This is a genomic window from Pseudomonas sp. TTU2014-080ASC (assembly GCF_001446935.1).
GTDB lineage: Bacteria > Pseudomonadota > Gammaproteobacteria > Pseudomonadales > Pseudomonadaceae > Aquipseudomonas.
In genome coordinates this window covers 188,738-209,550 of record NZ_LKKK01000011.1, presented here as the reverse complement: position 1 = coordinate 209,550, position 20,813 = coordinate 188,738, and the positions used below count along the sequence as shown (strand labels likewise).

The 20,813-nt window shown below is 57.0% G+C and carries 20 protein-coding genes and 4 tRNA genes; 2 read left to right on the top strand and 22 right to left on the bottom strand.

Going from position 1 to position 20,813, the window contains the following annotated elements:
* Nucleotides 1–37: 37 nt before the first annotated feature.
* The 9 genes from phnK to phnC form a co-directional block, all read right to left on the bottom strand.
* Complete coding sequence (gene phnK / locus AO726_RS11310; protein ID WP_058068184.1) at nt 38–847, bottom strand: phosphonate C-P lyase system protein PhnK; 810 nt, start codon at nt 845–847, stop codon at nt 38–40.
* A complete protein-coding gene (locus tag AO726_RS11305; protein WP_058068183.1) occupies nt 844–1,728 on the bottom strand; it encodes an alpha-D-ribose 1-methylphosphonate 5-phosphate C-P-lyase PhnJ in 885 nt (294 codons plus the stop codon). Before AO726_RS11305 ends, phnK begins: the two co-directional genes overlap by 4 nt.
* Nucleotides 1,725–2,801 (bottom strand): carbon-phosphorus lyase complex subunit PhnI, encoded by a 1,077-nt coding sequence (locus tag AO726_RS11300; protein ID WP_058068182.1) that lies wholly within the window; start codon nt 2,799–2,801, stop codon nt 1,725–1,727. Before AO726_RS11300 ends, AO726_RS11305 begins: the two co-directional genes overlap by 4 nt.
* Nucleotides 2,801–3,412: a phosphonate C-P lyase system protein PhnH gene (phnH, locus tag AO726_RS11295; protein WP_058068181.1), complete on the bottom strand. Its 612-nt coding sequence runs from the start codon at nt 3,410–3,412 to the stop codon at nt 2,801–2,803. The genes AO726_RS11300 and phnH overlap by 1 nt, the downstream gene beginning before the upstream one ends.
* Complete coding sequence (phnG, locus tag AO726_RS11290) at nt 3,412–3,858, bottom strand: phosphonate C-P lyase system protein PhnG (protein ID WP_241492121.1); 447 nt, start codon at nt 3,856–3,858, stop codon at nt 3,412–3,414. The genes phnH and phnG overlap by 1 nt, the downstream gene beginning before the upstream one ends.
* A 28-nt stretch (nt 3,859–3,886) precedes the next feature.
* The gene (phnF, locus tag AO726_RS11285; RefSeq protein ID WP_058068179.1) at nt 3,887–4,591 is read right to left on the bottom strand and encodes a phosphonate metabolism transcriptional regulator PhnF; all 705 of its coding nucleotides are present in this window, start codon (nt 4,589–4,591) and stop codon (nt 3,887–3,889) included.
* A 36-nt stretch (nt 4,592–4,627) separates the two neighbouring features.
* Entirely contained in the window at nt 4,628–5,422 is a 795-nt protein-coding gene (gene phnE, locus AO726_RS11280; protein ID WP_058068178.1) for a phosphonate ABC transporter, permease protein PhnE, read from the bottom strand.
* Nucleotides 5,423–5,482: 60 nt separating this feature from the next.
* Complete coding sequence (phnD, locus tag AO726_RS11275; RefSeq protein WP_058068177.1) at nt 5,483–6,478, bottom strand: phosphonate ABC transporter substrate-binding protein; 996 nt, start codon at nt 6,476–6,478, stop codon at nt 5,483–5,485.
* Between the two features lie 74 nt (nt 6,479–6,552).
* The gene (gene phnC / locus AO726_RS11270) at nt 6,553–7,371 is read right to left on the bottom strand and encodes a phosphonate ABC transporter ATP-binding protein (RefSeq protein WP_058068176.1); all 819 of its coding nucleotides are present in this window, start codon (nt 7,369–7,371) and stop codon (nt 6,553–6,555) included.
* A gap of 381 nt (nt 7,372–7,752) precedes the next feature.
* Here phnC and AO726_RS11265 point away from each other — a divergent pair, with 381 nt between their 5' ends.
* Nucleotides 7,753–8,073 carry an Arc family DNA-binding protein gene (locus AO726_RS11265; RefSeq protein WP_058068175.1) on the top strand — a complete coding sequence of 107 codons (321 nt, stop codon included), beginning with the start codon at nt 7,753–7,755 and terminating at the stop codon, nt 8,071–8,073.
* Nucleotides 8,074–8,181: 108 nt separating this feature from the next.
* Here AO726_RS11265 and mgtE read toward each other — a convergent pair whose 3' ends face one another.
* Complete coding sequence (mgtE, locus tag AO726_RS11260) at nt 8,182–9,624, bottom strand: magnesium transporter (protein ID WP_058068174.1); 1,443 nt, start codon at nt 9,622–9,624, stop codon at nt 8,182–8,184.
* A gap of 319 nt (nt 9,625–9,943) precedes the next feature.
* Between mgtE and bamE the strand changes: the two genes are divergently transcribed.
* Nucleotides 9,944–10,468 carry an outer membrane protein assembly factor BamE domain-containing protein gene (gene bamE, locus AO726_RS11255; protein ID WP_082629116.1) on the top strand — a complete coding sequence of 175 codons (525 nt, stop codon included), beginning with the start codon at nt 9,944–9,946 and terminating at the stop codon, nt 10,466–10,468.
* Nucleotides 10,469–10,525: 57 nt separating this feature from the next.
* Here the strand turns inward: bamE and AO726_RS11250 are convergent.
* The 12 genes from AO726_RS11250 to astD form a co-directional block, all read right to left on the bottom strand.
* A tRNA-Arg gene (locus tag AO726_RS11250) sits at nt 10,526–10,602 on the bottom strand.
* Nucleotides 10,603–10,670: 68 nt separating this feature from the next.
* Nucleotides 10,671–10,747 (bottom strand) — tRNA-Arg (locus tag AO726_RS11245).
* A gap of 68 nt (nt 10,748–10,815) precedes the next feature.
* Nucleotides 10,816–10,892 (bottom strand) — tRNA-Arg (locus AO726_RS11240).
* Nucleotides 10,893–10,974: 82 nt separating this feature from the next.
* Nucleotides 10,975–11,065, bottom strand: a tRNA-Ser gene (locus tag AO726_RS11235).
* A gap of 70 nt (nt 11,066–11,135) precedes the next feature.
* On the bottom strand, nt 11,136–11,321 hold the full coding sequence (gene csrA, locus AO726_RS11230; protein ID WP_058068172.1) for a carbon storage regulator CsrA: 186 nt from the start codon (nt 11,319–11,321) through the stop codon (nt 11,136–11,138).
* A 173-nt stretch (nt 11,322–11,494) separates the two neighbouring features.
* Nucleotides 11,495–12,733: an aspartate kinase gene (locus AO726_RS11225; RefSeq protein WP_058068171.1), complete on the bottom strand. Its 1,239-nt coding sequence runs from the start codon at nt 12,731–12,733 to the stop codon at nt 11,495–11,497.
* 112 nt (nt 12,734–12,845) lie between these two features.
* On the bottom strand, nt 12,846–15,470 hold the full coding sequence (gene alaS / locus AO726_RS11220; RefSeq protein ID WP_058068170.1) for an alanine--tRNA ligase: 2,625 nt from the start codon (nt 15,468–15,470) through the stop codon (nt 12,846–12,848).
* Between the two features lie 127 nt (nt 15,471–15,597).
* Nucleotides 15,598–16,596 (bottom strand): low-specificity L-threonine aldolase, encoded by a 999-nt coding sequence (gene ltaE / locus AO726_RS11215; RefSeq protein WP_058068169.1) that lies wholly within the window; start codon nt 16,594–16,596, stop codon nt 15,598–15,600.
* Nucleotides 16,597–16,684: 88 nt separating this feature from the next.
* On the bottom strand, nt 16,685–17,680 hold the full coding sequence (gene astE, locus AO726_RS11210) for a succinylglutamate desuccinylase (RefSeq protein WP_058068168.1): 996 nt from the start codon (nt 17,678–17,680) through the stop codon (nt 16,685–16,687).
* Nucleotides 17,681–17,690: 10 nt separating this feature from the next.
* On the bottom strand, nt 17,691–17,978 hold the full coding sequence (locus AO726_RS11205; protein ID WP_058068167.1) for a hypothetical protein: 288 nt from the start codon (nt 17,976–17,978) through the stop codon (nt 17,691–17,693).
* 14 nt (nt 17,979–17,992) lie between these two features.
* On the bottom strand, nt 17,993–19,342 hold the full coding sequence (gene astB / locus AO726_RS11200) for an N-succinylarginine dihydrolase (RefSeq protein ID WP_241492098.1): 1,350 nt from the start codon (nt 19,340–19,342) through the stop codon (nt 17,993–17,995).
* A complete protein-coding gene (gene astD / locus AO726_RS11195) occupies nt 19,339–20,802 on the bottom strand; it encodes a succinylglutamate-semialdehyde dehydrogenase (RefSeq protein ID WP_058068165.1) in 1,464 nt (487 codons plus the stop codon). Before astD ends, astB begins: the two co-directional genes overlap by 4 nt.
* Nucleotides 20,803–20,813: the final 11 nt, after the last annotated feature.

The window sequence follows — 20,813 nt, the reverse complement described above, 5'->3', positions numbered from 1 at the left end:
TGTTACAGCTTTAAGAAACAGCCATGGCGGAATCAGGTCAGGGTTGCAGGACGGAAGACACCAACAGCTGCGAATACGGATGCTGTGGGTCGTCCAGAATCTGGTCGGTAAGCCCCGCCTCCACCACATGGGAACGGCGCATCACCATCAGGCGGTCGGCCAGCAGTCGCGCGACAGCCAGATCGTGAGTCACGATCACCACCGCCAGGTCCAGCTCGCGCACCAGACCGCGTAGCAGGTCAAGCAGACGCGCCTGCACCGACACATCCAGACCACCGGTGGGCTCATCCATAAACACCAACCGCGGGCTGGAGACGAGGTTGCGGGCGATCTGCAAACGCTGCTGCATGCCACCTGAGAAGGTGCGCGGCAGGTCGTCGATGCGGGCCGGATCAATCTCCACTTGCTTCAACCAGTCCAGACCTGCAGCGCGAAGCTCGCCGTAATTGCGCACGCCCTGAGCCATCAGGCGTTCGCCAATGTTGGCACCGGCCGACACGCCCATACGCAGGCCATCACGCGGATTCTGCTCAACAAAGCCCCACTCGGTACGCAGCAGCGTGCGGCGCTGCGCTTCACTGGCGCTGTACAGGTCAACCCACTGGCCGTTGCTGTCGCGATAGCTGACGCTGCCGCGATCGGGCGGGCAGCGCCCGGAGAGCAGACTGAGCAGCGTCGACTTGCCCGAGCCGGACTCACCGACAATGCCCAACACCTCGCCGGGATACAGATCAAACGAGACGCCCTGACAGCCCTTCTCCGGCCCATACAAACGGGTCAGGTCACGTACGCTGAACAGCGCTTCGGCGGTGTCGGTTTGCACCTGCAGTTTCTCGGCAGCACTCATTGCACGCCCTCCTCTATGGCATCACGGCGTTGCATGCAGTAATCGGTGTCGGAGCAGACAAAACGCTTGGTGCCTGCGTCATCGACAATCAGCTCATCCAGGTAGGAGTCGTGGCTGCCGCAGAACGCGCAGCTCTCCTCCCAGCGCTGAACCTCAAAGGGATGATCTTCAAAGTCCAAGCTGACCACCTTGGTATACGGCGGCACGGCGTACAGGCGTTTCTCGCGGCCTGCACCAAACAGCATCAACGCCGGGCTCATGTTCAGCTTGGGGTTGTCGAATTTCGGAATTGGCGACGGGTCCATCACGTAGCGGTTATCAACTGTCACCGGGTAGGCGTAGCTGGTAGCGATATGGCCGAAAGTGGCGATGTCCTCGTACAGCTTCACATGCATCACGCCGTAATCTTCCAGCGCATGCATGGTGCGGGTCTCGGTTTCCGATGGCTCGATAAAGCGCAGCGGCTCCGGGATCGGCACTTGGTAAACCAGAATCTGATCGTTGCGCAGCGGCGTCTCCGGAATGCGGTGACGGGTCTGAATCACGCTCGCTTCTGGTGTACGCATGGTGGTTTTAACGCCTGCGGTACGGGCGAAAAAGCGGCGGATCGACACAGCATTGGTAGTGTCATCCGCCCCCTGATCGATCACTTTAAGCACATCGTCAGCGCCCAGAATTGCGGCAGTCAGCTGCATGCCACCGGTGCCCCAGCCATACGGCAGCGGCATCTCGCGACCACCGAAGGGCACCTGATAACCGGGAATGGCTACGGCTTTGAGCAAGCCACGGCGGATCATGCGTTTGGTCTGCTCGTCCAGATAGGCGAAGTTGTAGCCGTTTTCTGTGGTCTGAGCGGACGTGATCTGTGTAGTGAGCGTCATGCCGGTTGCTCCTCAGCGGCTTGCTTGTGCATCTTGCGGATCAGTTCCAGTTCGGACTGGAAGTCAACGTAGTGCGGCAATTTCAGGTGCGAGACAAAGCCCGCGGCCTCGACGTTGTCGCAGTGCATCAGCACAAATTCTTCCTGTTGCGCCGGACCTTCGCGTTCTTCGCCGTATTCGTCGGCACGCAGGGCACGATCAACCAGCGCCATGCCCATGGCTTTGCGCTCGCAGTTGCCAAAGGCCAGGCCGTAGCCACGGGTGAATTGCGCATCCACGCCTTTGCCGCCGACAAACTGGTTGACCATCTCGCACTCTGTGACTTCGATGTCGCCCAGCGGCACAGCAAAACCCAGTTCTTCCGGCTCCAGCCAGACCTCCACTTCACCGATCCGAATCTCACCGGCAAACGGGTGATTGCGGCCATAACCACGCTGGGTTGAATAGCCCAGCGCCAGCAGGAAGCCTTCGTCGCCACGGGCCAGCGCTTGCAGACGTTGTGCACGGTTGGTGGGGAAATCCAACGGCTCACGGGTTATGTCCGGCACGGGCTGGCCGTCATCGGCCTCACGCTGCATCAGGCCTTCATCGGCGAGAAAATCCAGCACACGCGGGCACACGGACAATTCAGCATCAGGTTTGATTTGCGGCCCTGGATGCTGCCCTTCGGCCAGCAAGGTGAAATCCAGCAGGCGATGGCTGTAATCGAACGTTGGTCCGAGCAGTTGGCCGCCCGGCAGGTCTTTGAAGGTGGCCGAGATGCGGCGTTCGATCTGCATCTGCGTGGTGTCCAAGCCCACACTCGCACCAAAGCGCGGCAAGGTCGTGCGGTAGGCGCGCAGCAGGAAGATCGCTTCGAGCAGATCACCGGCCGCCTGTTTGATCGCCAGCGCTGCCAATTGCGGGTCGTACAGCGAACCTTCGGTCATGACCCGCGCCACCGCCAGGGGCATTTGCTCGCGAATCTGCTCGACGCTCAGTTCAGGAATTGCAGTATCGCCCCGGCGTTTTTTCGCCAGCAGCGCATGGGCGTTGTCGATGGCGCGTTCACCACCTTTCACGGCTACGTACATCAGGCGGCCTCCTCTGTGGTGTTAAGCACCTGAGTGCTGCGCGGCAGGCCAATCACCTGCTCAGAAGACGCAAAGAACACGTCCAGTCCACGGGGAAAGGCATTGCGCGAACGGCGCTGTTGCCAGAACTCGTCACCCACCGGAATTGCCACCGGACGCACTTCTTCAATGCCGGGTCCGCGCCAGCTCAAGTTGGCCCCGCCGCTCAGTGCTGCGAGCTGTACCAGCAGCGTGCAGGACTGATCCGGGTAGCGTTCGCTGCCGTTATCAAAGCCCGACAGATCGCCCAGTTCGGATTCATCCAGCAGGGCAAACAGGGCTTGCTCACGCTCGCTCACGATCGGGCAGCCGCAGTGGAAAGACAGATTGGCGCGCACCGCCGGGCTATCAAAACAAGGGGCCAGCCACAGCGGCGTGTCCGCATCAAGAAATGCCAGGCACAGGGCGTAGGTGGCCGGATGCAGGCTGTCCAGTGCCTGCGCACGGTCCAGCGGCTGCACCAAACCCGGCTCAGCCAATGCTTTGAGTGCGCTGCGGAAACTGGTCTGCGCATCCAAAACCGGATCGTTAAAGGCCAGTTGCAGCCATTGCGAACTGTTCGCCGGGTTCATCAATCTTCTCCTCTGACCAGGGTGAAGAACTCAACCTGGGTAGTTGCGGTTTCAGCAGCCTTGGCTGCCTGCTGCGCCTTCTGCGCGGCTTGCAGGGGCTCAATCAGGCGCGAGATCCACTGCTGCTGGTCACTGCCTTGCAAATGCGCATCCGCCAACGCGGCCAACTCGGCATGCTGCTTGTCACTGCCAGCCACATAGCTGTATCCCGTGCGGCCATCACTCAGGCGCACCACGCAGCGGGTAACCGTCATTTCGCCAAGGTTGAAGCCGCTGCCGGTTCCCCCCATACGCCCGCGCACCAAGGTCATACCGATTTCCGGAGCGCGGATTAGGTTGTAATCAACGTCTTTAAGCGCATCTTGGTAGGTCGCCAATTGGTTGCCGGCGCGGGCAAGAACTCGCATCCAGCCCTGGCGGGCCGCAATCTGCGGGTCACTGTGCAGCTCATTGCAGGTCATCAACATGCCTCCATCAAAGGGCTAGCTGGAATTTGAAGCGGTCAGCACGGCTGGTTGAGAGCGACAGCTCCACCGGCCTGCCAGCGGCATCACAGGAAAGGGTTTGCACGCTAAGAAGCGGAGCGTGACGGGGCATCAGTAGGCGGTTGGCCTCCTCCTGAGTGGGCAGGCGAGCTCCAATCAGGCTGGACTTGCGCACCAGCGCCAAACCGCTCTGGCTCAGGTGTTTGCGCAATGATCCGCCCTGATAGGTTGACAGTTCAGTGGCATATTCGATGCGGAAGGCATGGCGAATCAGGCTTACCGGCTGTCCGGAAATCAGGCGTAAGGTGGTGATCTCAACCAGCTCTGCACCCTCCTCCAACTCCAGCTGCTCACGTTCTTCGTGGTTAGCACCACGCAGGCGGCGCTCCAGCAGCCGGGCCTCTACCTGGTGGCCTTGGGCAGAGAGTGACGCGCTGTAGGTGCTGTCAGCCTGCATCGGATAAATCATCGGTTTGGGCAGCACACGGGTGCCTTTGCCCTGCTGACGCAGGAGGCGACCTTCCAGCACCAGCTCATCCATGGCACGACGCAAGGTATGGCGGTTTACTGAAAAGCGTGCTGCCAGCTCCATTTCAGGCGGCAGGTAATCGCCCGCCTTCATCGACACCAGCTCATCGCGCAATACAGTCGCCAACTCGCGGTACAGCGGCTCAGGTTGTCTAGACAAGTTCATGGCTAATTAAAGGCGTCCGCAGACACCCACTCTCCATCAGATAAATTGCTTGCGAAGGCGCTGGGACAGGATGTCCAGCAGGCTCACCACCAAAATGATCACGATCAGCAGGGCGCAGGTCTGGCCAAACTGGAAGCCACGAATCGCTTCCCAGAGAATCACTCCGATGCCACCCGCCCCGACCATGCCAACCACGGTGGCTGAACGGACGTTGGACTCGAAGCGGTACAGCGCGTAGGAAATCCACAGTGGCAGCACTTGTGGAATAACCCCATAGATCACCTCTTGCAGAGCACTCGCACCAGTCGCCCGGACACCCTCAACCGGGCCCGGATCAATCGCCTCCACTGCTTCAGCAAACAACTTGGCCAGCACACCCGTGGTGCCGATAAACAGCGCCAACACACCGGCAAACGGTCCCAACCCAACCGCCACTACAAAGAGCATGGCGAAGACCATTTCATTGATGGAGCGGAAGGCATCCATCACCCGCCGCACTGGCTGATAGACCCACCAAGGGACGATGTTTTCTGAGCTCATGATGCCCAGTGGAATGGCGCAGATAATCGCCAGTACAGTGCCCCACAAGGCGATCTGCACCGTGACGATCATCTCTTTGAGATACAGCTCCCAGTTGCTGAAATCCGGCGGGAAAAAGTCGGCAGCAAAGGTCGCCATGTTGCCGGCATCACGCACCAACGCCAGCGGGTTCATCTCCGCCCCTTCCCATGACCAGGCCAGCACAGCCAGAAGCAGGCCCCAGCCAATCAGTTGCATCCATGAACGCTTGCCCGTCATTTGCGCTGACGGAGCATTAGTCAGAGTGGTCATAAGCACATCTCTATCGAACAGCAAAAAGAGCGGCCCGTTTGCACAGGCCGCAAAGCGTGGTTAACCGGCAGATTTGGCAGCGGTGATCTCAGACATGCGCTTTTCAAGCTTGGCCAGCTCGTCATCGAGCTTCTTCAGCTGAGCAGCTTTGTCGTCTGCCTTGAGCTTGTCGTTGTTAGCCACATCGGTACGCATCTTGAACAGCTCAAGCTGACGGATTGGCAACAACTGATCATTGTTGGAAACTTTGAACTTGCCCCACTGAAGTGCCTCAAGCACTTTCAGCTCTTGCTCGTTGCTGCCATAAGACATAAAGAAATCGCGCAATTTGGCCTTGGTACCCTCATCAAGGTTTTTACGCCATACCATCGGGTCTGCCGGGATCAGCGGCGAAGTCCAAATAACCTTCAACAGAGCAGCTTTATCCGGCGCTGTGATTTCCAGACGCTCCATGCCTTCACTGTTGAACGTACCGACGTCCACTTGCTTGTTGGCCACCGACAACGCGTTGACCTCATGACTGCCGATTAGCGCGCGCTTAAAGATGGTGTTGGCGTCAGCATTGTTCTGCGCGAACACGTAATAGCCAGGTACCAGATACCCGGAAGTGGAGTTTGGGTCGCCGTTGGCAAAGGTCAGGCTCTTGCTGTTCTTGAGCATGTCCTGAACCGAGTTGATAGGGCTGTCTTTATGCGCAACCAGCAGGCTGTAGTAACCCTCTGCACCGTTGGCCGCTACGGTCTGTGCGAAGATTTCTCCACCGGCACGGTCAACTGCTTCCATTGCAGACTTGTTGCCGTACCAAGCCACATCGACTTTATCGAACCGCATGCCCTGAATAATCCCGGCGTAGTCAGGAGCAAAGAATGCGTTGATCTTGTAGCCGGTCTTCTTGCTCATATCCTCCAAAAACGGGTCCCACATGCTTTTGAGGTTGTAAGAGGACTCGGTGGAAATGATGCCGAAGTTGATCTGCTGTTCTGCCTGAGCAACCCCAAAAACGGAGCCTGCCAGCAACGTAGAAACAGCAAGAACGCGACTCGCTTTTTTAAACATGCAAAGTACTCCTGGTACAGGTGTAGTTATGTGTGGCAATAGATCTAAGCGCCGATAGCGACTGCGGCTCAGTGTCAGGCAGCTTTAGAGGAATGGGCGGCAAGCGGAGCCTGGAGCGCCAAGGCTTCAGCGGTCAGCTCGGCACCATAGAGATCGTTGAGGAAGTCGGTATACAGCTCACAGGCTTTGCCGTCGTAATGAATCCGTCCCGACTTAAGCGCCACTGCGCGCTGGCAATAGCGCATGGCGTAATCCACCTGATGCAGCGTGACCACCACCGTGGTGCCGTCCTCGCGATTGATGTCTGCAAGAATCTGCATGACCTTGCGTGCGGACTCAGGATCGAGCGAGGCAATCGGCTCATCGGCCAGAATTACCTTGGCGCGCTGGCACAGGGCACGGGCAATCGCCACACGCTGCTGCTGACCGCCGGAAAGCGTCGAGGCCCGCTGCTGGGCGAGACCAGCCAACCCCACCCGTTCCAGTGCACGCAGAGCAGACTGCTTTTCTTCGGCAGTAAAAATACCCAGCGTGCCACGCCAGCGCGGCGTGCGCCCCAAATAGCCAAGCAGCACGTTCTGTAGCACACTGAGGCGGCCAACCAGATTGAATTGCTGGAAGATGTAACCGATATCGGAACGCAGTTGGCGTACATCGCCACTTAAGCGACCGTCCTCCTGAACCTGCCGGCCCAGCACCTCAATGCTGCCGCCACCAGTGCGGTCGCAGCAGGCTAACCCGGCTACATGCCGCAGCAGTGTGGACTTGCCAGAGCCTGAGGCCCCAATCAGCGCCACCATCTCACCCGGCTCGACCGACAGCTCCAAGCCAAACAGCGCCTGCTTACCGCCAAAGGTTTTGCTCAGATTGTCGACCCGAATCACAGCACCCATTGAGTGGTCTCCCCTTATTGGTCATACGCGCTGGCTTATAGCCGCGCTTGGTGTAGACCAAAGTAGGCAGATCCTGTGTCAGTGCGATTAACAGCCCATGACACTTCAATGACGATCAATGCATCCGGGCCTGAAAAACGAGAGATCGTACTTTTGTCGAACAAGGCTCATTTCAGACAATTGGAGCTAGCAAAAAGCCTTCAATATGGGCACAATGATGGCATGTATTTGACGCCAAATAACTGTCCCGAGAGCGTGGTAATCATAGGTATTTCATAGCCACAAGCTGAACGGTTGATGCGATTGGCGGTCACAATGCTGACAATGAAGTATTCAATTGCCAGCTTCGTTTACTAACTAACCGGTTAATGTACGCGCCCTATGAAACAAGCAATCTATTCCAGCCGTACCGCAGACAAATTCGTTGTTCGCCTGCCTGATGGCATGCGCGAGCGTATCGCGGATGTAGCCCGCAACCACCACCGCAGCATGAACTCTGAGATCATTGCCCGTCTTGAGCAAAGCATGCTCCAAGAGAGTGCTCTGGGTGATGATGTCAACGTACGCTTGGACAGCCCTGAGCTGTCTCTGCACGAAAAAGAGCTGCTGCAACGCTTCCGCCAACTATCCCGTCGTCAGCAGAACGCATTGGTTTCTCTGATTGCTCACGACACCGAGCTGGCTGCATCTGAGAACTCCTAAACCCGCCGGATCTTGAAAGCCGACCCAGCTTTCACAAGTGCATAAAAAAACCGCCAATCAAGGCGGTTTTTTTATGCATACCAAAAGACCTCAGCCCGGCATTTATCATTACAACAGAAACAAGCTAGCCAGCCCGAGGAAGATGAAGAAGCCCCCGCTGTCGGTCACAGCCGTAATCATCACACTGGCCCCCATCGCCGGGTCACGCCCCAGCTTGGTCAGCGTCATCGGAATCAATACGCCATTCAACGCAGCTAACAACAGATTCAGGGTCATCGCCGCCGTCATCACCAAGCCCAACGACCAGCTGTCATACAGCACATACGCCACTGCCCCGATCACACCGCCCCAGACGATACCGTTTATCAACGCTACGCCCAGCTCCTTGCGCAAGAGACGGGAGGTGTTGCCTGTTGTTACCTGATCCAAAGCCATCGCGCGGACGATCATTGTGATCGTCTGATTACCTGAATTACCACCAATACCCGCAACAATCGGCATCAGTGCAGCCAGCGCTACCAGCTTCTCAATCGATCCCTCGAAGAGACCAATAACCCGAGAGGCCAGAAATGCCGTGACCAGATTCACCGCAAGCCAAGCCCAACGGTTGCGGAAAGACTTCCAGACCGATGCGAAAATATCTTCCTCTTCGCGCAGACCCGCCATGTTGAGGACTTCGCTCTCGCTTTCCTCACGGATCAAGTCGACCATTTCATCAATAGTCAGACGACCGATCAGCTTGCCGTTCTTATCCACAACTGGCGAAGAAACCAAGTCATAACGCTCGAACGCCTGAGCCGCCTCATATGCGTCCTCATCCGGTTTAAAGCTCACCGGGTCGGTCGCCATCACTTCGCTAACCAACTTTTCCGGATCATTGACCAGTAGACGCTTGATCGGCAGCACGCCCTTCAGCACGCCGTCGTAATCCACCACAAACAGTTTGTCTGTCTGGCCTGGCAGCTCTTTAAGACGGCGGATATAACGCAACACCACTTCCAGCGTGACATCCTCACGAATGGTCACCATCTCGAAGTCCATCAGCGCACCGACCTGATCCTCGTCGTACGACAACGCCGAGCGCACCCGCTCACGCTGCTGCGCATCGAGGGATTCCATCAGCTCGTGAACAACATCCCGCGGCAGCTCATGAGCCAGGTCAGCCAGCTCATCCGCATCCATCTCCCTGGCAGCGGCCAGGATTTCATGATCATCCATGTCCGCAAGGAGGGTTTCACGGACCGCATCGGATACTTCAAGAAGAATGTCGCCGTCACGCTCGACCTTAACCATCTGCCAGACCACCAGACGGTCTTCCAATGGTAAGGCTTCAAGAATGTAGGCAACGTCAGCGGAGTGCAGCTCATCGAGTTTGCGCTGCAGTTCAGCCAGGTTCTGACGATGGACAAGGTTCTCCACACGCTCATGATGAGCGCCTTCCTGACGGTGCGTCAGGTCTTCAACCACCTTGTGACGATGCAACAGGTCAATGACCTGTGACAGGCGATCCTGCAGGCTTTCCTGCGGTTTTTTTGCTTCTACTTCAGTCATGGCACGCTCCGCCCCCAGCGGCGGGCACGCCGAAGAGGGTCAATCAAACAACACGTGATTGCGATGTCGAGAATTTAAGTAACTACTGGGTAAGTCCATGGTGGTTTTCCACAAGCCCCGGCGGGGCTGACAGGCGAATGATAACACTGCCCGGCTGCTCAGTTGTGACAAAAATGAACGCAAAACAAGTGTTTGCACGAGTCTCTTGAGCAGGATTATCTCTCAGCATCTGCGACGCAGACCGGCCGAAGCAAGACACGTCTGATACTCATAAACCCGCCCCCTCTCGACAATCGGACCGCCACAGAGGAGGACAACAATGACAAGACTAGGCTACTGCTGCGCACTCTATACCCTTCTTTTCATCTCACCCGTTGCTCAAGCGGCCGCAGTCATGCGCTGCGAGAATGAACAGGGACACATCACCTTCACGCAGTTCGGCTGCAATACTGACCAGCAGGCACAGGCACAGACCTTCTACAACCCGCCACCCGGCAGCGTCCGCCCCACTTCACCACCGCCACAGAACACCGATCGAACGCGCAAACCGAACGCCATTACCATCGTCAGCGGTCAGGACTCACCCTGCGACCAAGCCCTCAGCAGCGAAGAGAAACGGCGCGCCCTTATTCGCAAACAGATCCACCCCGGAATGACCCGCAACGAAGTTGAAAGCAGTCTAGGCCAACCCGACAGCATCAGGGATCACAATGGTCATACCCGCTACATCTATCAATCGAGCAAAAGGGGTAAGAAAAGCAAACAGCTCAGCATCAGCTTTGATGAGAACGGGTGCGTTAAAGGCAACACCAGGAAAGCCCGCACAGAGAAAAGCGGGCAATAAAAAAGGGCCTGCATTTCTGCAGGCCCTTTTCAATCTTGCACATCTGCAAGCCTTGTATGGCGGACTCAGGAGGATTCGAACCTCCGACCGCTCGGTTCGTAGCCGAGTACTCTATCCAGCTGAGCTATGAGTCCGTTGGCGCTTTTAGACCAGATCACCACTGGTTGAAACAAAATGGTCTGCCTAGGCAAGCCATCTAAGATGGCGGACTCAGGAGGATTCGAACCTCCGACCGCTCGGTTCGTAGCCGAGTACTCTATCCAGCTGAGCTATGAGTCCGTTGGTACTTTTAGACCAGATTACCGCTGGTTGAAACAAAATGGCTTGCCTTAGCAAGCCATTCAATGTGGCGGACTCAGGAGGATTCGAACCTCCGACCGCTCGGTTCGTAGCCGAGTACTCTATCCAGCTGAGCTATGAGTCCACATCTGATGCGTATTGCAGATTTCTTGTTTCAGCTAGCACCTTAGCGCTTATCTGAATTCAGCGTCTACAACACTGAATAATGGCGGAGAAGGGGGGATTCGAACCCCCGACACCCTTTTGAGGTGTACTCCCTTAGCAGGGGAGCGCCTTCGGCCACTCGGCCACCTCTCCGCAACACGGGGCGCATAATAACCATCTTTTCCCCGTTTGCAAAGCTGAATTTTAAAAAAATTCAATAAAATTAGAGGTTTGGTTCGTCATCCTTTTCTTTTTGGATGCGTTGGTAGATTTCTTCACGGTGAACCGCGACTTCTTTAGGGGCATTTACGCCAATACGTACCTGGTTACCCTTCACACCCAGCACAGTTACAGTGACTTCGTCACCGACCATCAGGGTCTCTCCGACCCGACGAGTCAGAATCAGCATTCCATTCTCCTTACGGATATCAGTTCAAAACAACAATCTGCAAAGTGTAAGACAAAAGCTCAACCCTAGCAGATTGAGCTATTCGTCTCATTTTGACCAGTATTTAGTGGAAACAAAGCTCCAAAACCTGGCGCTAAAAAGACAAAAGGCGCGAGTCAACGCGCCTTTCAGGATCACTCACCTTGTGTGGCAGGGGCATCCAATTCGAAGGCAGTGTGCAAGGCACGAACAGCAAGCTCCAGGTACTTCTCTTCGATCACAACGGAAACCTTGATTTCCGAAGTCGAGATCATCTGGATATTGATGTTTTCCTTGGCCAACGCTTCGAACATGCGGCTGGCAACACCTGCGTGAGAGCGCATACCAACACCAACAATGGATACCTTGGCGATCTTGGTATCACCTGCTACTTCACGGGCACCCAGTTCACGGGCGGTATTGTCCAATACTTCCAGTGCCGAGTTGTAATCATTGCGATGAACAGTAAAGGTGAAGTCGGTGGTGTTATCGTTGGCAACGTTCTGCACGATCATGTCGACTTCAATGTTCGCGGCACTGATCGGGCCGAGAATTTTGAACGCTACGCCCGGGATGTCCGGTACGCCACGGATTGTCAGCTTGGCTTCGTCGCGGTTGAAGGCGATGCCGGAGATAATCGGCTGTTCCATGGATTCCTCTTCATCAAGGGTAATGAGGGTGCCTGGACCCTCTTTGAAGCTGTGCAGTACGCGCAGCGGTACGTTGTACTTGCCGGCGAATTCCACCGAACGGATCTGCAATACCTTGGAACCGAGGCTGGCCATTTCCAGCATCTCTTCGAAGGTGATCTTTTCCAGACGTTTCGCTTGTGGAACCACACGTGGATCAGTGGTGTAGACACCATCAACATCGGTATAGATCTGGCACTCGTCCGCCTTCAGTGCAGCCGCCAAAGCGACGCCTGTCGTATCTGAGCCGCCACGACCCAACGTGGTGATGTTGCCTTTCTCGTCCACACCCTGGAAGCCAGCCACTACAACAACGCGACCTGCGCTCAGGTCGGCACGCAGCTTCTGATCATCAATATGCAGAATACGCGCTTTGTTAAAGGAGCTGTCGGTCAGAATACGGACCTGCGCGCCGGTGTAAGACACCGCCGGCACACCGATTTTGGCCAGCGCCATGGACAGCAGGGCAATAGTGACCTGCTCTCCGGTGGAAACCATTACGTCGAGCTCACGCGGTACCGGCTGACCATCACTGACCTGTTTGGCCAGATCGATCAGGCGATTGGTTTCACCGCTCATGGCGGAAACCACAACCACAATGTCGTCGCCGTTTTCGCGGAATTTCTTCACTTTCTCGGCCACTTGCTGAATGCGCTCAACAGTGCCGACAGAGGTGCCGCCGAATTTTTGTACGATCAAAGCCATTTCAAAGCTGCCTCAGCCCGTGAAGGGCGCCCATTAAACATACAACTCGAACCACTTACCAAGGCCCACAGGGCGTGCATCGGGCCTTGGCACCTGCTTGTCGAGATTAGCCTCAGAGGCCTTGCTCAACGAACCCTTTAACCAACTCCAGCGCACCATCCAGCGCCGCTGCGTCAGTGCCGCCACCTTGGGCCATATCAGGACGACCACCGCCCTTGCCGCCTACCGCTGCTGCGGCCTGCTTCATCAGGTCGCCTGCTTTCAGTTTGGCTGTGAGATCTTGGGTCACACCGGCAACCAGTACGACTTTGTCATCCTGTACGCCACCCAGCAGGATCACCGCGCTGCCCAGTTTATTCTTGAGCTGATCCACCATGGCCAGCAGTGCCTTGCCGTCCAGACCATCCAGGCGTGCACTGAGCACTTTGACACCTTTAATGTCGACGGCAGAACCGGCAAGGTCGTTACCGGCAGCGCTGGCTGCTTTGGCTTTGAGCTGTTCCAGTTCTTTTTCCAGCTGGCGGTTGCGCTCCAAGACTGCACCCAACTTATCCAGCAGGTTGTCACGGTTACCTTTGACCAGCGTTGCAGCTTCTTTTAGCTGCTCTTCAGCAGAATTCAGATAATTCAGAGCTGCTGCACCGGTAACGGCCTCGATACGACGAACTCCGGCGGCAACACCACCCTCGCTGATGATTTTGAACAGACCAATGTCACCCGTGCGCTTAACGTGAGTACCGCCACACAGCTCGACGGAGAAGTCACCCCCCATGCTCAGTACGCGGACCTGATCACCGTACTTCTCACCGAACAGCGCCATGGCGCCTTTGGCCTTAGCGGTTTCGATATCGGTTTCCAGAGTCTCTACATCGCTGTTGGCACGCACTTCGCGGTTAACAATGTCTTCCAGCGCTTTGATCTGTTCAGCAGTTACCGCTTCGAAGTGGCTGAAGTCAAAACGCAGGCGCTGACTGTTGACCAGCGAGCCTTTCTGGGTAACGTGTTCACCCAGAACCTGACGCAGTGCAGCGTGCAACAGGTGAGTCGCAGAGTGATTCAGCGCAGTGGCCTGACGAACAGAAGAGTCCGCCTCAGCTTTGACCGATGTGCCAACGCTCAACCCGCCTTTAACTGCTACACCGTGATGCAGGAAAGCACCGCCCGCTTTGGTGGTGTCACGCACATCAAAGCGCACGCCTGCACTTTCGAGATAACCGCAATCACCCACCTGACCGCCGGACTCGGCATAGAACGGGGTCTGATCCAGCACCACCACACCCTCTTCGCCTTCATTCAGGCTGTCGACCGCAGCGCCATCTTTGAACAGGGCAATGATTTTGCCGCTGCCGCTGGTGCCGGCGTAGCCGAGGAATTGGGTGTCGCTATCGACTTTGACCAGCGCGTTGTAGTCCATGCCGAAGGCACTGGCAGAACGGGCACGCTCGCGCTGAGCCTGCATTTCGCGCTCAAAACCTTCTTCATCCAGCGTCAGCTCACGCTCACGGGCGATGTCGCCGGTAAGGTCCATCGGGAAGCCGTAGGTGTCGTACAGTTTGAAGATCACGTCACCTGGAATCACACTGCCTTTCAACTCGGCCAGGTCCTGCTCAAGGATCTTCAGACCCTGCTCCAGAGTCTTAGCAAACTGTTCTTCTTCAGTTTTCAGTACACGCTCAATGTGAGCTTGCTGCTGCTTGAGTTCCGAAAAGGCTTCGCCCATCTCGGCGACCAGTGCAGCCACGATCTGATAGAAGAAGCTGCCCTTGGCGCCCAGCTTGTTTCCGTGACGGCAGGCGCGGCGAATGATGCGGCGCAGTACATAGCCACGGCCTTCGTTGGAAGGCGTTACACCGTCAGCAATCAGGAAGCTGCAAGAACGGATGTGGTCAGCTACCACTTTCAGAGAAGCCTGACCTTCATTGGCACAACCAATAGCTTTGGCCGCCGCACTCAGCAGGTTCTGGAACAGGTCGATCTCGTAGTTCGAGTTAACGTGCTGCAGTACAGCGCTGATGCGCTCCAGGCCCATACCGGTATCAACGCTCGGCGCAGGCAGCGGATGCAGAACACCGTCAGCCGTGCGGTTGAACTGCATGAACACGTTGTTCCAGATTTCGATGTAGCGATCACCGTCTTCCTCTGGCGAGCCGGGTGGGCCGCCCCAGATGTGATCGCCGTGATCGAAGAAAATCTCGGTGCAAGGGCCGCACGGGCCGGTATCACCCATCGCCCAGAAGTTGTCGGAAGCGTATGGCGCACCCTTGTTATCGCCGATGCGGATCATGCGCTCAGCTGGGATACCAACTTCTTTGTGCCAGATGTCATAGGCTTCGTCGTCGGTGGCGTAGACCGTTACCCAAAGCTTTTCCTTGGGCAGGTTCAGCCACTTGTCGCTGGTCAGAAACTCCCAAGCGTAATGAATGGCGTCACGCTTGAAATAGTCACCAAAGCTGAAGTTGCCGAGCATTTCAAAGAAGGTGTGATGACGTGCCGTGTAGCCAACGTTTTCCAAGTCGTTGTGCTTGCCGCCTGCACGGACGCACTTCTGGCTGGTGGTGGCGCGGGTGTAGGCGCGCTTTTCCAAGCCGAGGAAGCAGTCTTTGAACTGGTTCATCCCCGCATTGGTGAACAGCAAGGTCGGGTCATTGCCCGGGATCAGGGAGCTGGAGGCGACACGGGTGTGTCCCTTCTGTTCAAAGAAGCTGAGGAAGGCTTCACGGATTTCAGCGCTTTTCATAGGAATCTTCCAAAAACCTGCGGCCACGACAAAGCCGGCAAAGGGCCGCATTATATCGGCCCTGCGCGATGGGGCTAGTGCCTTTATTGATAGAGAGTGGCTATATGCCGCTCAAATTGAATCAATATTATCGAAATGCAGCGAATGCGGCGATAACTTGCTCAACGGCTTCAGCAGAAATATCCAGATGCGTCACCATACGCAGGCGCGGTGCAGCACTAAGGGTGATGCCGCGAGCAGCAGCAAATGCTTTCAGCTCAGCCGCGCGGTCGCCCATGTTCACGTAGACCATGTTGGTCTGGACCGGCTCCACTTCGTAACCCAACTCAGCCAACCCCTGACCCAATCGCAGTGCGTTGGCGTGGTCATCCGCCAATCGCTCCACCTGATGCTGCAAAGCGTACAGGCCTGCGGCCGCCAGAATGCCAGCCTGACGCATACCGCCCCCCACCATCTTACGCAGACGCCGGGCTCGGGCGATGATCTCTTCACTGCCACACAGCACAGAACCAATCGGTGCACCCAAGCCTTTAGAGAGGCAAACCGATACCGAATCAAAATACTGTGCGATTTCCCGGGCATGCACGCCCTGCTTTACCGACGCGTTAAATAGTCGCGCCCCATCCAAATGCAGGGCCAGCCCGCGACGCTGAGTCAGCTCACGGGCAGCTTGCAGATAGGACAGTGGCAGCACCTTGCCCTGCATGGTGTTTTCCAGCGCCAGCAATCGTGTGCGGGCAAAGTGAAAGTCATCCTGCTTGATGGCTGCTTCAACTTTGGCCAAATCAAGAGAACCGTCGGCCTCGCCATCAATAGGCTGGGGCTGAATTGAGCCCAACACAGCCGCCCCGCCGCCTTCATATTTATAGGTGTGGGCTTGCTGGCCAACGATGTACTCATCCCCTCGCCCGCAGTGCGCCATAAGCCCCAGCAGGTTGCTCATGGTGCCTGTCGGCACGAACAGCGCTCCGGCAAAGCCCAGCTCAGCAGCCAGATACTGTTCCAGACGGTTAACAGTGGGGTCCTCGCCGTACACATCATCGCCCAACTCGGCGCGCTGCATGGCTTCGCGCATGCCTGGAGTGGGTTGGGTGACGGTATCGCTGCGCAGATCGATGAGAGGCATTGCATGGTCCTCAGCAGGTGGGACTACCCATGCTAAAGCTGCCCGATCGGACAAACAAGCACACTTGGAAAGAACAATTGCAGCGCAGTCAGCCCAGGCTTGTAGGGACTATCAGAATGCCTGCACGAAGACCATTTCTGACCTTTGGGTTAGGAAAAATAATGCGCGCATCCTGCTCTTCGACCACCCAGCGCATGCTGGCGATATCTTCTGCCAGAAGATATCCCTGAGGCAGTTCGGTGAAGTTTTCGATATCCACCGGCAGGTGCAAAATGAAGTCGTCTGAATGTTTGATGACCTCACGGGCAACCGCAAAGAGCTTCAGTTCAGGGCGCTCGATTGGCGGCGTGTCACGCCCTTCGATCAGGGCTTTCAACTGTTCTTCCAGCAAATCGAGGTTAACCATTTGGTTCTGACCAAATGGCCGGGCCTTGCCGAGTTCCAACGTGAAAGACTCCGCCCCGAGCTGCGAATAGGTATAGGCCGTGAAAGTGACCGACGGTTTGCTGTACAGCAGCACGGCATCAATGCCGGCCGCTCGCAAGCGCTGCAGTTCCACCTCGCTGCGCGGGCGGTCTTGCTGGTACGGATACAGGGCGAACTGCTCAATTCGAGAGCCGCGGATGGCCGTGTGCATGTCGTAATGCAGCCGCGTGCGCTGAGGATCATTGAAGAAGCTTGCCGAAACGTGCTCCAGATCACTGGCACGAATCGCCTCGGGGCCTGAGTGCAGATCATGCTGGCCATTAAACAGGCGATTGATGTCCTGCTCGACATAACGCTCCCCTCTGCGCATCGCTTCAGGGTTGCCGAACAGGAACAGAATCCGCGAGCGGGGTTTGATCCGACTGCTGGCGATGTCCTGCAGCAGGCGGTCAAGCAACTCGATGGGCGCGGTTTCGTTACCGTGAATACCGGCGGACAACAGCAGATCCAATCCGCTGTCGACAGCCGCCGGTGGCGTGACTTCCAGCGCGCCCTCTGTCAGCCAACGCAAACGCGAACCCTCGGGGGTCAGCTGGATCTTCGCCGCCGGTTCATGACCGGCCAGCGTCAGTTCAAGCAATCTGCCAAGGGCTAGCATAAGCGTGTCCTCAGTCGTGGTTGCAGTCCGGGCCGTGGACATGATCGTCATCTTCGGCCAGCCCCGCTGGCTCCATTTCCAGCTCCAGGCTGACCAGGTTAGTAGCCAGCGGGCGCAGCAGCAGGTTGGCGTATTCCGTAGCGCCTTCCTCAACATCCACACCGATCATCAGCTGGTTGTTACCCACTTGCTGGATCCAGATTTCCTGGCCTTGCCAGAGCACCGCAAAGCGTGTGCAGGAGGTCTCCAGCTGGGTGCCGTCGGTGTCTTCAAGGATCAGTTGCAGGGCATCAGACATTAATAAGTACTCAATTAAACAAGTTGAAAAGGATAAACCGAGCCCAGTTTAAGGATCTGAGTCAATTCATCCAATGCTGTTCGGCATTCGGTGAGCAACTGAGGGTCAGCCAGATCAGCTTCACTCAAGCGGTCCCGATAATGTTTTTCCACCCACTCACTAAGCGTAGCGTGCAACGCTGGGGTCAGGATCACACTCTGATTGACAGCGGCCAGTTCAGCCTCCCGCAGCGCCACACGTAAGCGCAGGCACGCGGGCCCGCCGCCGTTTTGCATGCTCTGTTTCAGGTCGAACACTTGCACATCAGCAATCGCGCCAGCCGGCCCTACCTGCTGCTGCAGGTAATTCCAGACGTTCGTATTCTGCCGGCACTCTTCCGGCACGATCAGCAACTGCCGGCCATCCGCGCGCTGCAACAGCTGACTGTTGAACAGGTAGGACTTCACCGCGTCATCCACTGTGACCGCATCACGTGGTACGCACAGCGCCTGAAATGTTCCACCGACGCGCGCCATCTTACTGCTCAGCTCATCCAGAACCTGATCGGTCTTAAGAAAGGCATCCTGGTGATAGAACAGCAGATCGGTATTGCCCACCGCGATCACATCATTGTGGAAAACGCCCTGATCAATCACCGCTGGCGACTGTTGCGCATAAACCACCTGATCGTCACTCAAACCATGCAGACGGGCCACAGCCTGGGACGCCTCCAGCGTCTGCCGCGCCGGATAGCGTTGCGGTGCGGGCACACGCGCATCAAAGGCACTGCGACCGTAGACAAAGAACTCGACACCCGGCTCGCCATAGCTCTTACAGAAGCGCGTGTGGTTAGCCGCCCCTTCATCGCCAAACTGGCTGACCGCTGCCAACGCCGGGTGATGGGCAAAGTGTTGCTCATCAGCAAACATGGCCTGGAGGATGCGACTGGTGGTCGGGTGCTCAATGCTGCGGTGGAACTTGCAGTTCAGATTGGCTGCGGTGAAGTGCACGCGACCGTCTGCCGTATCTGCCCCTGGGCTGACAGTGCAGGCATTGGCGGTCCACATGCTGGAAGCTGAGCAACTGGCCACCAGCAGCGGCATGGCCTGCTTGGCTGCTTTTTCAATGACCTGCGCATCGCTGCCGGAAAAGCCCAGGTTGCGCAGCGCAGCGACATCCGGGCGTTCCTGCGGCGCAAATACACCCTGTTTGAAGCCCATGTCCATCAGGGCCTTCATTTTCGCCAAGCCCTGCTGGGCCGCCTGCTTCGGGCTGGAACTGGCCTGACTGTTGCTCTGTGAAGCAACGTTGCCGTAAGACAGGCCGCCATAGTTGTGGGTCGGCCCGACCAGGCCGTCGAAATTCACTTCAAAGGCACGGCTCACAGGCATACTCCCGGTGTCAGCGTGGCAGGCAGGGACAGGCTTTCAGACTCCAGCGACGCCACCGGATAAGCACAGTAATCCGCGGCGTAATAGGCGCTCGGACGATGATTGCCCGACGCCCCGACACCGCCAAACGGCGCGCTGCTAGCAGCCCCAGTGAGCTGCTTGTTCCAGTTGACGATACCGGCCCGGCTACGCAGCCAGAACTGCTCGTAACGCTCACGCGAATCAGAGAGCAAACCAGCAGCCAGCCCGAAGCGGGTGTTGTTGGCCTCGGCAATGGCCTGATCAAAATCACTGTAGCGGAACACCTGCAACAACGGTCCGAAGAACTCCTCATCGAGCCGGTCCTGCACGTCGGTTACATCAATGATGCCCGGTGTCAGTAGGGCCGAACCGGCCAGCGGTTGTGTCATTTCCAACAACGGACGTGCACCACGCGCAAGCAAATGCTGCTGGGCTTTGAGCAGGTGCTGGGCGGCGTCTAAAGAGATCACAGAACCCATAAACGGCGCAGGCTGCGCGTCAAAACTGCCAACCTTGAGGCTGGCCGACACTTCAACCAGATGGGCTAACAGATCATCGCCCCACTCACCTTTGGGAACTAACAGGCGGCGCGCACAGGTGCAGCGCTGCCCGGCCGAAATAAAGGCCGACTGAATGATGCAGTAAACGGCGGCATCTCTATCAGCCACCTGCTCCACCACCAGCGGGTTATTGCCCCCCATTTCCAGCGCCAGAATTTTCTCCGGACGACCTGCAAACTGGCTGTGCAACAAATTGCCGGTCTGGCTTGAACCAGTAAAAAACAGACCGTCGATACCGCTGTGGGCGGCCAGATCAATGCCTGTCTGTTTCGCGCCCTGCAGAAGATTGAGCACACCAGCCGGCAATCCCGCTTCAATCCAGCACTGCACGGTCAACTCAGCCACTTTAGGCGTGAGCTCGCTAGGCTTGAAGATTACGGTATTACCCGCCAGCAGCGCCGGGACGATATGTCCGTTGGGCAGATGGCCGGGGAAGTTGTACGGGCCAAATACAGCCACCACGCCATGCGGCTTGTGCCGCAGGACCGCCGTAGCATCTGCCAGCGAGCTACTCTTTTCGCCGGTTCGCTCTCGATAGCTCTGCACTGAGATAGCGACTTTATTGACCATACTGGTGACTTCGGTGCTAGCTTCCCACAGCGGCTTGCCAGTTTCCTCACCAATGCACTGAGCCATCTCGGCGGAACGGGCTTTAAGGCGCTCGGCAAAGGCTTCAAGCAGCGCAATGCGGTGTTCCAATGCCTGCCCGGCCCACGCCGGAAACGCTGCACGAGCCGCTTGCACGGCAGCATCCACTTGCGCTGTCGCTGCTGCGCGCCCCGACCAGATACAGGTCTGAGTGACCGGGTTAAGCGAGGTCAGCTCCTCGCCATCACCTTCATGCCAGACTCCCGCAATAAAATGCGTGCTCATGCGTTACCACT

What these genes read in the sequence shown, in the direction of transcription:
- phnK (WP_058068184.1), bottom strand. Translation starts at nt 847, where the DNA reads ATGAGTGCTGCCGAGAAACTGCAGGTGCAAACCGACACCGCCGAAGCG.
- AO726_RS11305 (WP_058068183.1), bottom strand. Translation starts at nt 1,728, where the DNA reads ATGACGCTCACTACACAGATCACGTCCGCTCAGACCACAGAAAACGGC.
- AO726_RS11300 (WP_058068182.1), bottom strand. Translation starts at nt 2,801, where the DNA reads ATGTACGTAGCCGTGAAAGGTGGTGAACGCGCCATCGACAACGCCCAT.
- phnH (WP_058068181.1), bottom strand. Translation starts at nt 3,412, where the DNA reads ATGAACCCGGCGAACAGTTCGCAATGGCTGCAACTGGCCTTTAACGAT.
- phnF (WP_058068179.1), bottom strand. Translation starts at nt 4,591, where the DNA reads ATGAACTTGTCTAGACAACCTGAGCCGCTGTACCGCGAGTTGGCGACT.
- phnE (WP_058068178.1), bottom strand. Translation starts at nt 5,422, where the DNA reads ATGACCACTCTGACTAATGCTCCGTCAGCGCAAATGACGGGCAAGCGT.
- phnD (WP_058068177.1), bottom strand. Translation starts at nt 6,478, where the DNA reads ATGTTTAAAAAAGCGAGTCGCGTTCTTGCTGTTTCTACGTTGCTGGCA.
- phnC (WP_058068176.1), bottom strand. Translation starts at nt 7,371, where the DNA reads ATGGGTGCTGTGATTCGGGTCGACAATCTGAGCAAAACCTTTGGCGGT.
- AO726_RS11265 (WP_058068175.1), top strand. Translation starts at nt 7,753, where the DNA reads ATGAAACAAGCAATCTATTCCAGCCGTACCGCAGACAAATTCGTTGTT.
- mgtE (WP_058068174.1), bottom strand. Translation starts at nt 9,624, where the DNA reads ATGACTGAAGTAGAAGCAAAAAAACCGCAGGAAAGCCTGCAGGATCGC.
- bamE (WP_082629116.1), top strand. Translation starts at nt 9,944, where the DNA reads ATGACAAGACTAGGCTACTGCTGCGCACTCTATACCCTTCTTTTCATC.
- csrA (WP_058068172.1), bottom strand. Translation starts at nt 11,321, where the DNA reads ATGCTGATTCTGACTCGTCGGGTCGGAGAGACCCTGATGGTCGGTGAC.
- AO726_RS11225 (WP_058068171.1), bottom strand. Translation starts at nt 12,733, where the DNA reads ATGGCTTTGATCGTACAAAAATTCGGCGGCACCTCTGTCGGCACTGTT.
- alaS (WP_058068170.1), bottom strand. Translation starts at nt 15,470, where the DNA reads ATGAAAAGCGCTGAAATCCGTGAAGCCTTCCTCAGCTTCTTTGAACAG.
- ltaE (WP_058068169.1), bottom strand. Translation starts at nt 16,596, where the DNA reads ATGCCTCTCATCGATCTGCGCAGCGATACCGTCACCCAACCCACTCCA.
- astE (WP_058068168.1), bottom strand. Translation starts at nt 17,680, where the DNA reads ATGCTAGCCCTTGGCAGATTGCTTGAACTGACGCTGGCCGGTCATGAA.
- AO726_RS11205 (WP_058068167.1), bottom strand. Translation starts at nt 17,978, where the DNA reads ATGTCTGATGCCCTGCAACTGATCCTTGAAGACACCGACGGCACCCAG.
- astD (WP_058068165.1), bottom strand. Translation starts at nt 20,802, where the DNA reads ATGAGCACGCATTTTATTGCGGGAGTCTGGCATGAAGGTGATGGCGAG.